This is a genomic window from Erwinia tracheiphila (assembly GCF_021365465.1).
Taxonomy (GTDB): domain Bacteria; phylum Pseudomonadota; class Gammaproteobacteria; order Enterobacterales; family Enterobacteriaceae; genus Erwinia; species Erwinia tracheiphila.
In genome coordinates this window covers 2,555,305-2,568,446 of record NZ_CP089932.1, presented here as the reverse complement: position 1 = coordinate 2,568,446, position 13,142 = coordinate 2,555,305, and the positions used below count along the sequence as shown (strand labels likewise).

The following is a 13,142-nucleotide window of genomic DNA, read 5'->3' as shown; positions in this document are numbered from 1 at the left end:
ATTCACTGAGGGAATATTAATGAGCAGCTTATTAAATAAAGAAGTCTCAGCTTTAAAACGTATTTATGTAAGAAATAGTAGCCTATTAACTGCAGGTTATGTTTCAGCGTGGAAGGCATATTTCGGTGATGAACTGAGGCTTTATATCTTTATCGACGGTTATCAGATGGTGCTTGATTGTACACGAAAAGCTGCTGGCTGGGATGTTGACCAGTGGGAAAAAGGAAAGTGTGTTGTTTTTTGGGGAGTAATTCGTTCCTGCCGCGAGTTCCGGCTGATTATGACCACCGCAAGGCGTGCCGCGCTACCGATGCGTTCGACGTGGACAAAGAAGGTAAGCTGAACACGGGGCGTATTATTTCCCTGCGCCAGCTTAATATTCAGGACGACCTCTGGCAGCAGGCAATGGATGCATTAAATAAAGTGCTGGTCGTTTCCGTTACATCCACTTATATCAATTTCAAAGAGCAGGATGAAAGCGGGAAACTGGTTAATATTCCACTGGATATCGCGGGGGTGTGAAATGTCTATGAATCCGGCGAAAGGCCGCCCGATGAATAAGTTTGCGGCGTATGCAATTGGTGCGGTGAAAGCCGAGCGTGAATTTCGTTACAGTGACGCGGCAAAACTCTGGTTCAGTGCGATGTGGTGCCCCTGCAATGCCAAAAACAGAATGTGGGCCGAAATCCGTAACGAATTTTGTGCCGCATCGGCCAAACGGCTGCAGGGGAGGACAAATGCGCGCAAGGGAATTTAACCGGAAATATCCGGTCGGTACACATTTTATTTATCAGCCCTGCGCTGCCTTAAGAGGCGGGGCGGTGATAAAGACGAAAGATGTCGCCCGTGATTTAAAAACATCGACAATAGTTGAAATCAGCGTGAAACCTTATTACGCAAATATTAAATCACTGACGCCTGCGGGCTGAATTTAAAAAATCAATCATCATTTAAATATGGCGTAAACCGTCAGGGGTGGCTTTGCGCCTGATTCGGGAGAATTACAGTGCAAAAATTTCTTAAACGCCTCAGCGTGGACCAGTTTAATACTCTCTATCCATCGGGTAGTAAATTTACTTATTACTCACGTAAAACAGATGAGAAAGGCATTCCATGTACCATCCCCGGCGAAGCCTGGGCGCTGGGTCATGGTGAAGCGGTGGTGCGTGTCGAAGGTGTATCAGGCTGTGTGGCGATTACCCATCTTGTCAAAGGTACGGAGTGCTGATTATGAGCAACGCAAAATACCTCGCCAAAATTAAAAAATTAATGCGACTGGCCCGTGGTACATCTAATCCGGAAGAAGCGGCCAGCGCAATGTCAAAAGCGCAGGCTTTCATGCGTGAATATGGTCTCAGTGAAAATGAGGTTGAACTGTCTGACGTCAGAGAAGCTCGTTCGGCAGGGGCACCCAGCAACGCCGAGAACATGCCGGACTATATGAACCATCTGTGTAACGTGGTCTGCAGAACTTTTGGTGTTGATGCTTATTATACACGTCAGTGGCGTCGCTCAGGCTCATGGAAACGTATCGTCGTTTTCTATGGCCCCGGTGAACGGGGAGAAATCGCTTCTTATGCTTTCGACGTGCTGACCCGGCAACTGAGAGCAGCCCGCAGGGGTTATCAGCAGCGATACTGTAAACGCTGTAAGCCTTCAACTCGCGTGGCGCGTGGCGATCAGTTCTGCGAGGGGTGGGGCGGCGGTGCTGCGGGCGTACTTGAGGCTTTCAGTATGAAACCAGAGGAAAAAAACTGCTCCAGCGCTACACCCGCAAACTTCATGAGGAACATGACTTCCGCGACACCACAACCCGCGAAGCATCTGCGTGTCAGGGGGATGATGATGCAGCGTGTGCCGGGTATCTGTCCGGTAAGAATGCACGTCTCCATCACGGTGTAGATGGTGGTGCCTCTGAAGTGCTGGCAATCGGAGGTCGCTAATGTATCTCTGCGTTTCTGGTTGCGAGCATCGCCGTAATGGACAAGAGCGGTTCTATCACCTCAATGATGGCAGCACCGTGTTAGAGCGTTGTGATTTGCCCGATGTGGCTCGCTGGCAGTGCTGGGACAGCCATAATCACCGCGTTTATAAAAAATCCACGCAGGCCGCAATGAAACAAGCGGCAGAACGGCATAAAAAGAGGTTCAGGTATCAATGAATAATCCAATGCATCCTGCAGAAAAAGTGCCGGTTAATCGTCGTCCGGTCATCTTTATTGCCGGACCCATGGCAGGAAAGCCTTACTTTAACCGCGATGAATTTTACTTCGCAGCAAAGCAGCTGGACGATCTGGATTTTATTGTCCTTAATCCGGCAATATTCCCGGACGGTCTTCGGCACGGGCAGTATATGAAAATGACGCTGGCCATGCTGAAACAGGCTGACGCCATCTATCTGCTGAATGAATGGGAAACAAGCAAAGGAGCCAGAGCTGAGGCTATCAGAGCGCGTGAGCTGGGGTTGATGTTTTACGGGCAGTCGCTGGATACGGTCAAAGGCATCATTACCCTGCAACAGTAACCGCCTTTCACACGGTAAACCGGGCATCAGCCCGGTTTATTTATGCGCTTTTCAATATAGCGGACAAGAACCTTATAACCAATAACCGCCAGTATCAGATTCACCAGAAATGTTGAAAACAGCATAAACCCTTCCAGATCATCATCGCCAAACAGATCCGCCGCCTTACGCCACAGGGTTAACTGCCCGTTACTGACCGGACCTCCTGGCTGGAGTATAAAGCAGATAACTGCAAAAATTCCGGAGAAGATTATCAACTTAAATCCGACCGGGACACGCTTTGCTTCCATTTGCTACCACCTCAATGGTTCCGTAGGATCTTAATCTGTTGCGTAACATAACGGGGCTTGTAGCCAGTAAGGCCTGGCGAATCTGAAGAAAATCTGATCTGTTCACAAAAGTTATGTGTATTAGTCGCGACTTGATCTGACACTGGACCTTGAAAGGTTGAGAGTTACCGGTTTTGATATGGGTGTCTAATCCTTAAACAAAACGCGAGGTAACTCTCATGATTCATACTAACAATCCCATCATCAAACACAAAGCCGGCCTGCTCAATCTCGCCGAAGAACTCGGTAACGTATCAAAAGCCTGCAAGATCATGGGCGTGTCACGCGACACGTTTTACCGTTATCAGGAACTGGCTGCTGAAGGCGGCATCGATGCGCTGATTAACCAGAACCGCCGCGTCCCCAACCTGAAGAACCGCGCCGACGAAGCCACTGAACGCGCTGTTGTTGAATATGCCGTTGAGTTCCCGGCCCACGGGCAACACCGGACCAGTAATGAGCTGCGTAAAAAAGGCGTGTTTATCTCCGGTAGCGGCGTGCGCTCCATCTGGCAACGGCACGACCTGGAGAACTTCCGTAAACGCCTGAAGGCACTTGAGGAAAAGGTCGCCAGAGAAGGCATCGTGCTTACCGACGCTCAAATCGCAGCGCTGGAGAAGAAGGCCCACGATGACGAGGCCAGCGGAGAAATCGAAACTGCTCACCCGGGTTATCTCGGGTCGCAGGACACCTTCTACGTGGGCAATCTGAAAGGTGTGGGTCGTATCTACCAGCAGACGTTCGTGGATACGTACTCGAAAGTGGCACACTGCAAGCTGTATACGAGTAAAACGCCGATCACCGCCGCAGACCTGCTCAATGATCGCGTACTGCCGTTCTACGAGGCTCAGGGACTGCCGATGCTGAGGATCCTGACCGACAGGGGAACGGAGTACTGTGGTAAGGTGGAGCAGCATGATTACCAGCTGTATCTGGCCATCAACGATATCGACCATACAAAAACGAAGGCGATGTCTCCGCAGACGAACGGCATCTGCGAGCGCTTCCATAAAACTATTTTGCAGGATTTTTATCAGGTTACGTTCCGTAAGAAGTTATACGAAGACCTGGAGAGCCTGCAAACGGATCTGGACAACTGGTTGTGGCATTACAATAATGAGCGAACTCATCAGGGAAAAATGTGCTGCGGGCGTACGCCAATGGCCACGTTACTTGATGGTAAACGAGTCTGGGCAGAAAAAAATCTGAACCAGATGTAATCTGACAGACACCTGTATAAATAACCGGTAACTGTCAGATCAGGTCTGAGCTAGTACAAGTTATGCATCCTTCAGATACTCCCATCGGGCCTCGCGGGTGTAACCTGAAATTACCCCGCCTTACACCGTTGATGAATGTGTAATCATCAATTGTACCGTCATTCTGTAAAGCGCGAACCATTCACCCTTGATAACCGGGTAAGATGTGACCCAGGAATAAAAATCGTGGAGATCGGTACGAATGACGCCTTTCCATCCTCCAGTGGGACGATCCACAATATGGTATCTTCCCGGTGGTAGAGGTCCTGCTTTGGGAACGTCGACACATCCGGTCTGATTTCTGAATTCGCCTGAGCCTGAATAAGCTGAGAAGGAACCCATACCATACATAATGAGTTGGGATACTGACTCGTTGTTAATTACAAATCGTCCCTGTAACGCCATGTTAATCCTCCTGGTTGACACATAATTACCAGCATCCGCATAAAGTAAATAATGCTGTCTGTATATCAGAAAGCAGGCTGAGTGGCAGCCAGTTTGACTAAAAATGATTGCCTGAGAGGCAGTTATATGATCCAATTATTCTCAATCTGCTTCACCAAAATTTGTTTATGGCTCAAGCCCCGCCCTGTGCGGGGCTTTTTCGTTCTGGCACTTCCTGTTTTTCACCTCCATCTGAGGCGGACTAATGAAAGCGAATCTGATCCGTATCGTTCACACAGGCAAATCATCCCTCGGCTGGGATGATGAAACCTATCGCGACGTGCTGGCATGCCAGACCGGTAAGCGTTCGGCGCGTGACTGTACCAGCGCCGAACTGGAAAAAGTGGTGCTGCACATGCGCACTCAGGGCTTTGCGCCATCTTCACGTGGTCGCCGTCCCCGCGTGGCAGCAGGCCGTAAAGCCATGTTAAGCAAAGTAGAGGCTATGCTGGCAGAGGCAGGTCGTCCGTGGGGTTATCTGGATGGTATCGTGGAGCGCATGCTGGGCGAGAAAAAGCCGGTGGAGTGGCTGAATGACGATCAGGTGCGTAAGCTGATGCAAATGCTGATTGTTGACGCGAAGCGTCACGGGAGGCTGTAATGCGCGAATTTGACCTTGAATCCCTCGAAGAGCTGCTGCCGGACACCGCCCGTCAGATAGCCGATGTGATTGGTTTTCCCGCCACGCAGCGGTTGATTGAGCGCTTTGGCGGTGCCTGTTTCCCTGTCGGTCGCGGTCTGCGCGGCACTGGCGAGCGTCGTCTGTCCATGCTGCGGGAGGTTATCGGCGACGAGAATACCCGCCAGCTGGTGAAGCGTTTCGGCGGTGACAGCTCGCTGGTGATCCCCCGTTGCGCTGACGCACTGCGCGAGTGGCGCAACCGCTGTTTTCTCGCTGAGGTTGACAGCATGCTGGCTGATGGCGAATCATTACGCATGGCGCTCACCGTGCTTGGCCCTAAGTTCGGCATCGGTAACACCCGCGCATGGGCCATTGTGGCAAGCCGCCGTCAGGCTGTTTCTCCCCCGGCTCAGGGGGCACTCTTCTGATGGTATACCGCTTCACCCCCGTATCATGCCCTGAGTTACGCCACCCATCACAATAACCCTCACAAACTATGTGAGGTTTTTTTATGTCACTTAAAACCAGTGAGAATGGCATTTCGCTGATTAAAGGCTTCGGAGCATTACGGCTTGAAGCCTATCAGGACGCGGTCGGCGTCTGGATGATCGGCTATGGCTGGACTGGGGAAGTTGAAGGTATTCCTGTCCACGGAGGTATGGTCATTTCCGATGATACTGCTGAAATCCTGCTACGAGACGGGTTGCAGCAGTATGAGCGAGCAGTAAACCAACTTGTCACGGCAACACTCAATCAGAACCAGTTTGATGCGCTGGTCAGTCTCGCCTGGAATATTGGCCCGGGAGCCTTTGAGCACTCCACACTGCTGAAAAAACTTAATACCGGGGATATGGACGTCGCAGCAGCTGAGTTTCTTCGCTGGAATAAAGCTGGCGGCAAAGTCCTGCCAGGACTGGTCACGCGCAGGAAGGCTGAGTCCACACTGTTCCAGACGATTCCCGAATGATTCGGGGGATCGTACTGATGGCACTCCTTAACCGCCTGGGCGAGTTGATCACCAACCCGCAGGGCCGTCTGTCCACCACCGACGCCGCCACGATGGTGGCACTGGTTGTCAGCTCGCTGGCACTGCTTGTCTGCGTGGTGATGAACCGGGAGCCGGATACCGCGCTGGGGCTTTACCTCGGTGCCTGGGTGACGCACGCCGGGGTGCAGGTTCACCAGAAGCTGAAGGGACCGGCGCGCGGAGGTGATGATGAACAGCGCAGTCATTAAATGGTTTTTAACCCGCCTCCTGTCCGGCGTTCTGCTGAGTGCGGTGCTGCTCGTCACCGGCTGGCGGCTTTACAGCATCGGGTATGACTCCGGTCATAAAGACGCCAGCGCTGATGGCAACGCCGCGCTGGCCAGTGAGCAAAAAGCCCGTGCGGATGAACGCCAGCAACTGGCACAGGCCGGGCAGCAGGCACTGTTGCAGGCAAGGGATGACGAGCGCCAGCAGCGTGAGCGGGCTGACCAGCTCGCCCAGCGGCTAGCTGATAAAGAATTTGAGCTGACGCAGACGAACCGCCTGCTGCAGCTGGGTATCAACAAGGCGGTCAGCGATGACAATCAGACTTCTGGCTGTGGCTATAACGGGCTTGGGCCTCACAGCCTGCAGCTCTATACCAAAGCCCTCGGATACGTCGGTGGTGGTAACACCCGCGCCGGTAGTCGTTCAGGACAGTAAGCCCCCACGGGCGATGGTCACGGTGGCCCCGATGCCACCCGCGCCCGGCGCGTATGCCGGTAACAGTCCGGGCCTCCCCCCGGACGCCCTGCTGCGGCATGCCACCGACTACGGAGCCTGGTGCCAGACGAACGCCGCAAAACTTCACGCCCTTGAGGCATTTTTCTGGCCCGTGCCGGATAAGGACAAATAGAAATGGACGCAAACCCTCTCGCTGATTTCTGGCAGACCGCTCTGCTTGGGGTGTTTTCATTCGGTTTTACCTTCTGGATCAAAACGCTCCACTCCACGATTAACCGTCTGTGGGAAGAGAACCGCCAGATGTACACCGTGTTTCAGCTCAAATCCGATGCCCTGCGCGATCAGGAGCAGATTATGGCCATGCTCTCGGAAATTAAGCAGTCGATTGAGCGCATGAATGACCGTATAGATCGCCGCACCGATGCCACGGGGGGCCGCTGATGGCGCACCCGAAAGCGGTCAGGGATGCCGTCAGGCGCGATTACATCGCCCAGGGGATCGCCCCCGAAGTGCTGGGGCCGATGCACGGGGTCAGCGTAGCGTCAGTTATCCGCTGGCGTCGTGAGTCGCGGGAGAGCGGCGACGACTGGGACAAGCAGCGTGCGGCCCGTCGCCTGTCGTCCGGTGTGCCGGAGGATATCACCCGTGACCTGCTGCTGGAGTTCCTTGAGCACCATAAGCATGCGATGGAACAGCTGCGCAAGGCCCGTGAAGGCGCAGACGGTCAGGCCGCACTGCCAGCCGATGATTACGCCAGCCTGCTGGCAAAGCTGCAGGACGGCTTCAACAAGATGATCGCCGCCAGCAAGCGCATTCTGCCGGAGACCGACCGTCTGATCGTCGCGGCGGGCGTGGTGGAAGATTTAGCGGCCTTTCTCAGCGATAAGCACCCGGCGCTGATGGCGGGCTTTCTGGACGTGTTACCTGAGTTTCAGCAGATAGTGGAGAAAAAATATGGCTGAAGTTATCAAACCCGTTAAGCAGTTTATTACCCTGAACGATCGCAATGCTGTGCGGGCCGATACCATCGTTCGCGTATACGTGCAAAGCGATTATCTGATGGTACAGACTGAAGATGGCGAGATTCACCAGGCCGATGGTCTTTATGGCAAATCGGTGTGGCACGCAAAATCCGCGTTGCTGGAGCAGATTGAGGCGGCGCTGGCGAACCGCAGCCAGGGCTGAGGGCAGATAAGTGTCGTCCAAATCATCGCTTAAAGCCTTCCGCGAGAAGATTCCCCGCATTCAGGGTGAGCTGCGCGACCGCATAGAGAGCGCAAGCTGTGGTCTGGACAGCAGCCCGGAGGCAATACAGGCTCGCCGGTCACAGGTCAGCGACCCGGTGACCGGGTTTCGCTACTTCGTCAACACCTACTTTAAGCATCACCTCCATCACCCGGAAACCAGTGCGCTGCACGAGTATCTGTATGAGCGCCTGCCGCAGATTGTCACCAGCCCTGAGAGCGAGAATGACGTTATTGCAGCCCCGCGTGGTGAAGCAAAAACCACCCTCGGTCAGCAGCTGTTCGACCTGTGGTGCGTCTTCCTTGAGCTGAAGAAATTCATCATTATCGCCTTCGACACGTCCGCTCAGTCGGCGGAGTCTCTGGAGGTTATCAAGGCCGAGCTGCTCTATAACGCCGGTCTGGCGCTGGACTTCCCTGAGGCCTGCGGACAGGGCCGGGTGTGGCGTATCGGCTGCATTTTGACTGCGTCGGGCATCAAAATTGAATCGGCTGGTCAGGGGCAGAGTCTGCGTGGCCGTAAGCACGGCGCATATCGTCCTGACCTGGTTCACCTCGATGACCTCGAAAACGACGAGAACGTGGTGACGCCAAAGCAGCGTGACAAGCTGGAGAAGTGGCTCAACAGCACGGTACTGCCACTGGGTGGGGCCGGGGTCAAGCTTGATGTTATCTATGTCGGGTCAATCCTGCACTACGATTCCGTGCTGGCCCGCACCATGAAAAATCCGTTGTGGAACGCGAAGCGCTTTCAGGCCATCCTCGCCTGGCCTGGCCAGAGAATCTGGCGCTGTGGGATGAGTGGGAAGCGGTGATGCGTGGTAAGGGCAAGAATGCCGCGAAGGCGTTCTATAACCGCCATGAAAAAGCGCTGCTGAAAGGCTCCCGCGTTTCGTGGGCCGCTCGTCCACTGCTGGCGCTGATGTTGATCCGTGTGCGCGTCGGCACCCGCGCCTTCGACGCCGAATACCAGAATGACCCCGTCAGCGGCGAGCATGCCATCTTCCACGGCTGTATCCATGAGTGGCGGGAGCTGGAGCCTGACCTGATTTACTTCGGTGCCTGCGACCCGTCGCTCGGCAAACATAACAGCCGGGGCAACGACCCCAGCGCGTTGCTGATTGGCGGCTGGCACCGCATAAAAAAAGTGCTGAAGGTTGTACGCGCTGATATCCGCGTGCGCCGCCCCAAAAAGATTATTACCGATGTTATCCAGCTGCAGCGCGAGTTCGGCTGCGTCGCCTGGGCGTTTGAGTCGGTGCAGTTCCAGGACTTCCTGCGCGAGACGCTGATAGAGGAGTCACTGAAAGCCGGTGTGCCCGTTCCGGCCCGCTCGGTCATTCCCTCGACAGATAAGGCCGGACGTATTGAGTCCCTGCAGCCCTTTATGGAGAGCGAGCACATTCTGATCGCCCGTGCGCTGGCCACGTTACGCGAACAGCTGATGCATTTCCCGATGGCCGATCATGATGACGGCCCGGATGCGCTGCATATGCTGTTTGCCATCGCGTCAACCAGCGTGGGCAACTTTGAATTTATTTCAGTCAGCCAGCTGGAGGCCGTGGAGTCTGACTCACCCACGCGCCGCAGGCATGACGATGATGACGACTACGGCTCTGACGGGTTCGGATCGGGAGGATGGTAAATGGACATTAAAACCGCGTTTAAACGCTTTTTCAGCCGCGATAAGACTCAGGACATGCAGAGCAGTGGCGATGATTTTCTTTATAGCGATACCGCCACTCACCCCTCTACGGGGCTGGATATTCAGCGAGTGTATGCATTGTTCAGCGCTGCCGAACAGGGCGACATTCAGGCGCAGAGCGACCTGTTTACCGATATGGAGGAACGCGACGGCCACCTGTTCGCCGAGCTGTCCAAGCGTAAACGTGCGCTGCTGACGCTGCCGTTCTCCGTCAAGCCGCCCCCGGATGCGACCGAGGCGGAAAAGAAAGTCGCGGCGGAGGCCGACTGGTGGCTGCGTCATTTGCCGGGATTCCGCGAAATGCTGATGGATATGCTCGATGCTATCGGCCACGGTTTTTCCTGTATCGAAATCGAGTGGAGCCAGAAAGGCTCGCTGTGGCTTCCGGGGGCTTTTCACAAGCGACCGGCGCGGGCCTTTACCATGCCACAGCACGACCTTGACAGTATCCGGCTGAACCGGGGTGGTGTGGGTGGCGAGGAGTTGTGGGATATGGGCTGGATAGTGCATAAGCACAAGTCCAAATCCGGCCCGGTCGCACAGAGTGGTCTCTTCCGCGTGCTGGTCTGGACGTACCTGTTCAAAAACCTGTCTGCCCGCGACTGGGCGCAGTTCCTGAACCTCTACGGCCTGCCGTTCCGCATCGGTAAGTATGATGCATCTATGACTGACAAAGAGCGCCTGAACCTGCTGCGCGGTATCCGCATGCTGGCCCGCGAGGGCGGCGGCATCATTCCGTCTAACGCGGATATCAAGCTGGAGTCTCCGGCTGCGGGTCAGAGCGCACCTTTCCTCAGCATGATCGACTGGTGCGAGAAAGTGCAATCGAAGGTGATCCTGGGCGGGACATTGACCAGCCAGACGGAGTCGAATGGAAACCGTTCACTGGGTGAGGTTCATAACGAAGTGCGCCACGACCTGCTGGTCGGTGATGCCTGGGTGTCGGCGGAAACGCTGACGCAGCAGCTGCTGTGGCCAGTGCTGGCGATGAACGGGCGTTTTAATCCGGAGCGTGCACCGTATCTGGAGTTTGACGCCCGCGAGTCCGTTGACCTTGAGCGTCTGATGACGGTAGTGAACACAGCCCAGCAGGCGGGCTTTGACATTACCGCTGACTGGGTCTCGGAGAAAAGCGGTATTCCGCTGCCGCAGGAAGGCCAGACCATCCTGAAGCCCCTGGCCAGCCAGCAGGCAGGTGACGCTGCGCTGTCTCAGGCGATGCAGGCCCGTCTTGCGGCCCTCTCTGTGCCGCAGAGTGGAACTGACAACGTACAGCTGCAGCTGGATGCCGCTCCGCAGCTTCTGTCCATTCAGGCTACTGCCGCTGCTGAAGCAATGTTGAAACCGCTTATTACGAAGGTAAAAGCCGCCCGAAGCCCGGATGAGGTTTACGAACTTCTTGCAGCCAGCTATCCAGCGCTGGACGATATGGCCCTGCGCGAGCTGGTCGGTCAGGCGGTCTTTGTCGCAGACTTTATGGGGCAGCAGGATGCCTGATATCAACGCAGGCTTTGCCATGACCCTGCCACCGGCGCGGGCGATAGCTTACTTCCAGTCAAAAGGCTTAACGCCCACCATGAGCTGGAAGGATATGCAGGACGAGGCTCACGCGGTGGAGTTTACGGTGGCCGGTATCACGAAGCTGGACGTCCTCAGTGATATCCAGAACAGCCTGACGCGCTCGCTCACGGAGGGGATGAGCTTCCGCCAGTTCCAGGATGAACTGGAGCCACTGCTGCAGCGTAAGGGCTGGCTGGGGCGCGGGCTGGTTGCCGATGACGATGGTGTGCTGCAGGGCAAAAAGCTGATGCCGTACCGCCTTGACACCATTTTCCGCACCAATATCCAGTCGGCGCATGCAGCGGGTCGCTGGCAGTGGATGGTGGCGAATGCGAAAGAGCGCCCCTACTGGCAGTACAACGCCATCATGGACGGTCGCACCCGGCCTGCGCATGCAGCCCTGCACGGGCGTATCTTTCGCTGGGACGACCCCATCTGGAATGAGCTGTTCCCGCCGAATGGCTATAACTGCCGGTGCTTTGTCAGGGCGCTCACGCAGGCTCAGGTTGATGCGCATCCGGTTGGTGTTGAATCCTCGGAAGCGTACATGACCACAATCCAGCAGCCTTACGGCACTGACGGGGAGATGCGCTCAGTGACAGCGTTTCGTGACCCGAAGACCGGGCGGATGATGGTGCCGGATGCGGGCTTTCACCTCAATCCAGGGCGCGGGTATCTGGCGGGGCTGGGCCAGTCGCTTCTGGAGAAAAGCGTGGACGCCCCTCCACGCCTTGCCGCGCAGGCCGTGTATGAAACGCTGCACAACAACCGACTGGCCTCGGCGATGAACCGCGACCTCGATCGCTGGGTGCGCTCACTGCCTGCACGTCCCGGTAAGGATTTTCGCCGCACCGGCGTACTGTCACCGATAGTACTGGCGGCAATCAGCGACAGTGCAACGTTACCATCGCCGGTGATCACCTTACCGGCACAGACGGCGGTCAGTCTGCGGGAGGCCGGTGCGTCGTGGCTGGGGCGTCTGGCGTCGGCACTTCATTACCCGGTGGCCGTGCTGCAGCGCGGCGAGTCGCTGCTGATGGTGGTGGAGGATTTAGCCGGTTACAGCGTGGTTACGCTTGCCCGAAACGCTGATGGCCTTGAGCCGGAGTTGCTGGGCTATGACGTCACCATCGACGAACCGGAACCATTCCGCTGTGGCCGTAATCGCTGCGGGGACCGTGTGTGGATACCGGAAATTGTCTGGGTCTGGATCGTGAATATTCAGGATGGTCAGGTGCCGGTGTACCGCTTCCGCTGCGGCAGCTCGGCTACAGGTGAGCGTCTGATGTCATTTGGCCAGAATATGCTGGAGAGCATATTCCGCGATTTAAAACCCGCGCACACGCAGGTTGTATTTAATTACGTGGAGAATAAGACGTAATGAAAGATATTGTTGAGCCGGTCGATACCGACGATGGTTTATTTCACGATGGCGACCCGTCAACCGGCGCGGAAGGCACCATCGTTTACGCCAAAATAATTAATGCGCTTCAGGGCGGCATTATTGATATTCAGACCGAGAATAAAAATATTCTGGCTGAAGCTCAGATGACGCCTGACCCATCGAAGAATAACCAACTGGTGGTAGCTATAAAAAGCATAGCAGCTGGAATAGCAGCCTCTGCAATGGCTTCAGCTGTTCCTACAGGAGTGCCTCTTCCGTGGCCTTCTGATACACCTGCGTATTCCGATGATTCCGGTCAGTGATTCCGACGATTTCGATTACGCTTCCCGCGCTGGTTATT

At 55.3% G+C, this 13,142-nt stretch carries 22 protein-coding genes and 1 pseudogene; 21 read left to right on the top strand and 2 right to left on the bottom strand.

Annotated features, from left to right (window positions below):
- Positions 1-19: 19 nt before the first annotated feature.
- The 6 genes from LU633_RS13650 to LU633_RS13620 all read left to right on the top strand — a co-directional run bounded on the left by LU633_RS13650 (position 20) and on the right by LU633_RS13620 (position 2,523).
- The gene (locus tag LU633_RS13650) at positions 20-343 is read left to right on the top strand and encodes a hypothetical protein (RefSeq protein ID WP_233485054.1); all 324 of its coding nucleotides are present in this window, start codon (positions 20-22) and stop codon (positions 341-343) included.
- Positions 322-522 carry a DUF3164 family protein gene (locus LU633_RS13645; RefSeq protein ID WP_233485053.1) on the top strand — a complete coding sequence of 67 codons (201 nt, stop codon included), beginning with the start codon at positions 322-324 and terminating at the stop codon, positions 520-522. The genes LU633_RS13650 and LU633_RS13645 overlap by 22 nt, the downstream gene beginning before the upstream one ends.
- Position 523: 1 nt before the next feature.
- Positions 524-757, top strand: a complete 234-nt coding sequence (locus tag LU633_RS13640; RefSeq protein WP_046372180.1) for an ANR family transcriptional regulator — start codon at positions 524-526, stop codon at positions 755-757.
- Between the two features lie 249 nt (positions 758-1,006).
- Complete coding sequence (locus LU633_RS13630) at positions 1,007-1,228, top strand: hypothetical protein (RefSeq protein WP_233480662.1); 222 nt, start codon at positions 1,007-1,009, stop codon at positions 1,226-1,228.
- Positions 1,229-1,230: 2 nt separating this feature from the next.
- Entirely contained in the window at positions 1,231-1,902 is a 672-nt protein-coding gene (locus LU633_RS13625) for a DUF2786 domain-containing protein (RefSeq protein ID WP_233485052.1), read from the top strand.
- 255 nt (positions 1,903-2,157) lie between these two features.
- Positions 2,158-2,523, top strand: a complete 366-nt coding sequence (locus LU633_RS13620; protein ID WP_233485051.1) for a DUF4406 domain-containing protein — start codon at positions 2,158-2,160, stop codon at positions 2,521-2,523.
- 26 nt (positions 2,524-2,549) lie between these two features.
- Here LU633_RS13620 and LU633_RS13615 read toward each other — a convergent pair whose 3' ends face one another.
- Positions 2,550-2,813 (bottom strand): hypothetical protein, encoded by a 264-nt coding sequence (locus LU633_RS13615; RefSeq protein ID WP_233485050.1) that lies wholly within the window; start codon positions 2,811-2,813, stop codon positions 2,550-2,552.
- Positions 2,814-3,031: 218 nt separating this feature from the next.
- On the opposite strand from LU633_RS13615, the gene LU633_RS13610 reads away from it, so the two are divergent.
- Positions 3,032-4,072, top strand: coding sequence for an IS481 family transposase (locus LU633_RS13610; protein WP_046371813.1), 1,041 nt, complete (start codon positions 3,032-3,034; stop codon positions 4,070-4,072).
- Between the two features lie 34 nt (positions 4,073-4,106).
- Here LU633_RS13610 and LU633_RS13605 read toward each other — a convergent pair.
- Positions 4,107-4,453: pseudogene (locus LU633_RS13605) on the bottom strand (DUF2778 domain-containing protein).
- Positions 4,454-4,760: 307 nt separating this feature from the next.
- Here LU633_RS13605 and LU633_RS13600 point away from each other — a divergent pair.
- From LU633_RS13600 to LU633_RS13535, 14 genes are all read left to right on the top strand, one after another.
- A complete protein-coding gene (locus tag LU633_RS13600; RefSeq protein WP_016169775.1) occupies positions 4,761-5,156 on the top strand; it encodes a gp16 family protein in 396 nt (131 codons plus the stop codon).
- On the top strand, positions 5,156-5,605 hold the full coding sequence (locus LU633_RS13595) for a hypothetical protein (protein ID WP_016169774.1): 450 nt from the start codon (positions 5,156-5,158) through the stop codon (positions 5,603-5,605). The genes LU633_RS13600 and LU633_RS13595 overlap by 1 nt, the downstream gene beginning before the upstream one ends.
- An 83-nt stretch (positions 5,606-5,688) precedes the next feature.
- Positions 5,689-6,144, top strand: coding sequence for a lysozyme (locus LU633_RS13590; RefSeq protein WP_016169773.1), 456 nt, complete (start codon positions 5,689-5,691; stop codon positions 6,142-6,144).
- Positions 6,145-6,161: 17 nt separating this feature from the next.
- A complete protein-coding gene (locus LU633_RS13585; RefSeq protein ID WP_232426794.1) occupies positions 6,162-6,413 on the top strand; it encodes a DUF2644 domain-containing protein in 252 nt (83 codons plus the stop codon).
- A complete protein-coding gene (locus LU633_RS13580) occupies positions 6,391-6,867 on the top strand; it encodes a hypothetical protein (RefSeq protein ID WP_232426793.1) in 477 nt (158 codons plus the stop codon). Before LU633_RS13585 ends, LU633_RS13580 begins: the two co-directional genes overlap by 23 nt.
- A gap of 31 nt (positions 6,868-6,898) precedes the next feature.
- Positions 6,899-7,060 carry a hypothetical protein gene (locus LU633_RS13575; RefSeq protein WP_233481919.1) on the top strand — a complete coding sequence of 54 codons (162 nt, stop codon included), beginning with the start codon at positions 6,899-6,901 and terminating at the stop codon, positions 7,058-7,060.
- Positions 7,061-7,062: 2 nt separating this feature from the next.
- Entirely contained in the window at positions 7,063-7,329 is a 267-nt protein-coding gene (locus LU633_RS13570) for a hypothetical protein (protein WP_016169770.1), read from the top strand.
- Positions 7,329-7,850 (top strand): DUF1804 family protein, encoded by a 522-nt coding sequence (locus LU633_RS13565; protein ID WP_016169769.1) that lies wholly within the window; start codon positions 7,329-7,331, stop codon positions 7,848-7,850. The genes LU633_RS13570 and LU633_RS13565 overlap by 1 nt, the downstream gene beginning before the upstream one ends.
- A complete protein-coding gene (locus tag LU633_RS13560; RefSeq protein ID WP_016169768.1) occupies positions 7,843-8,073 on the top strand; it encodes a hypothetical protein in 231 nt (76 codons plus the stop codon). The genes LU633_RS13565 and LU633_RS13560 overlap by 8 nt, the downstream gene beginning before the upstream one ends.
- A 10-nt stretch (positions 8,074-8,083) precedes the next feature.
- Entirely contained in the window at positions 8,084-8,947 is an 864-nt protein-coding gene (locus LU633_RS13555) for a hypothetical protein (RefSeq protein ID WP_232426791.1), read from the top strand.
- Complete coding sequence (terL, locus tag LU633_RS13550) at positions 8,866-9,777, top strand: phage terminase large subunit (protein WP_232426790.1); 912 nt, start codon at positions 8,866-8,868, stop codon at positions 9,775-9,777. Before LU633_RS13555 ends, terL begins: the two co-directional genes overlap by 82 nt.
- Entirely contained in the window at positions 9,778-11,334 is a 1,557-nt protein-coding gene (locus LU633_RS13545) for a DUF935 domain-containing protein (RefSeq protein ID WP_016169767.1), read from the top strand.
- Complete coding sequence (locus LU633_RS13540) at positions 11,327-12,778, top strand: phage minor head protein (protein ID WP_016169766.1); 1,452 nt, start codon at positions 11,327-11,329, stop codon at positions 12,776-12,778. Before LU633_RS13545 ends, LU633_RS13540 begins: the two co-directional genes overlap by 8 nt.
- On the top strand, positions 12,778-13,104 hold the full coding sequence (locus LU633_RS13535) for a hypothetical protein (protein ID WP_016169765.1): 327 nt from the start codon (positions 12,778-12,780) through the stop codon (positions 13,102-13,104). The genes LU633_RS13540 and LU633_RS13535 overlap by 1 nt, the downstream gene beginning before the upstream one ends.
- The last annotated feature ends 38 nt before the right edge of the window (positions 13,105-13,142 follow it).

Excerpts from the sequence above, each read along its gene's own strand:
- LU633_RS13650 (WP_233485054.1), top strand. The coding sequence starts at position 20 with ATGAGCAGCTTATTAAATAAAGAAGTCTCAGCTTTAAAACGTATTTAT.
- LU633_RS13640 (WP_046372180.1), top strand. The coding sequence starts at position 524 with ATGTCTATGAATCCGGCGAAAGGCCGCCCGATGAATAAGTTTGCGGCG.
- LU633_RS13625 (WP_233485052.1), top strand. The coding sequence starts at position 1,231 with ATGAGCAACGCAAAATACCTCGCCAAAATTAAAAAATTAATGCGACTG.
- LU633_RS13620 (WP_233485051.1), top strand. The coding sequence starts at position 2,158 with ATGAATAATCCAATGCATCCTGCAGAAAAAGTGCCGGTTAATCGTCGT.
- LU633_RS13615 (WP_233485050.1), bottom strand. The coding sequence starts at position 2,813 with ATGGAAGCAAAGCGTGTCCCGGTCGGATTTAAGTTGATAATCTTCTCC.
- LU633_RS13610 (WP_046371813.1), top strand. The coding sequence starts at position 3,032 with ATGATTCATACTAACAATCCCATCATCAAACACAAAGCCGGCCTGCTC.
- LU633_RS13600 (WP_016169775.1), top strand. The coding sequence starts at position 4,761 with ATGAAAGCGAATCTGATCCGTATCGTTCACACAGGCAAATCATCCCTC.
- LU633_RS13595 (WP_016169774.1), top strand. The coding sequence starts at position 5,156 with ATGCGCGAATTTGACCTTGAATCCCTCGAAGAGCTGCTGCCGGACACC.
- LU633_RS13590 (WP_016169773.1), top strand. The coding sequence starts at position 5,689 with ATGTCACTTAAAACCAGTGAGAATGGCATTTCGCTGATTAAAGGCTTC.
- LU633_RS13585 (WP_232426794.1), top strand. The coding sequence starts at position 6,162 with ATGGCACTCCTTAACCGCCTGGGCGAGTTGATCACCAACCCGCAGGGC.
- LU633_RS13580 (WP_232426793.1), top strand. The coding sequence starts at position 6,391 with ATGATGAACAGCGCAGTCATTAAATGGTTTTTAACCCGCCTCCTGTCC.
- LU633_RS13575 (WP_233481919.1), top strand. The coding sequence starts at position 6,899 with ATGCCACCCGCGCCCGGCGCGTATGCCGGTAACAGTCCGGGCCTCCCC.
- LU633_RS13570 (WP_016169770.1), top strand. The coding sequence starts at position 7,063 with ATGGACGCAAACCCTCTCGCTGATTTCTGGCAGACCGCTCTGCTTGGG.
- LU633_RS13565 (WP_016169769.1), top strand. The coding sequence starts at position 7,329 with ATGGCGCACCCGAAAGCGGTCAGGGATGCCGTCAGGCGCGATTACATC.
- LU633_RS13560 (WP_016169768.1), top strand. The coding sequence starts at position 7,843 with ATGGCTGAAGTTATCAAACCCGTTAAGCAGTTTATTACCCTGAACGAT.
- LU633_RS13545 (WP_016169767.1), top strand. The coding sequence starts at position 9,778 with ATGGACATTAAAACCGCGTTTAAACGCTTTTTCAGCCGCGATAAGACT.
- LU633_RS13540 (WP_016169766.1), top strand. The coding sequence starts at position 11,327 with ATGCCTGATATCAACGCAGGCTTTGCCATGACCCTGCCACCGGCGCGG.
- LU633_RS13535 (WP_016169765.1), top strand. The coding sequence starts at position 12,778 with ATGAAAGATATTGTTGAGCCGGTCGATACCGACGATGGTTTATTTCAC.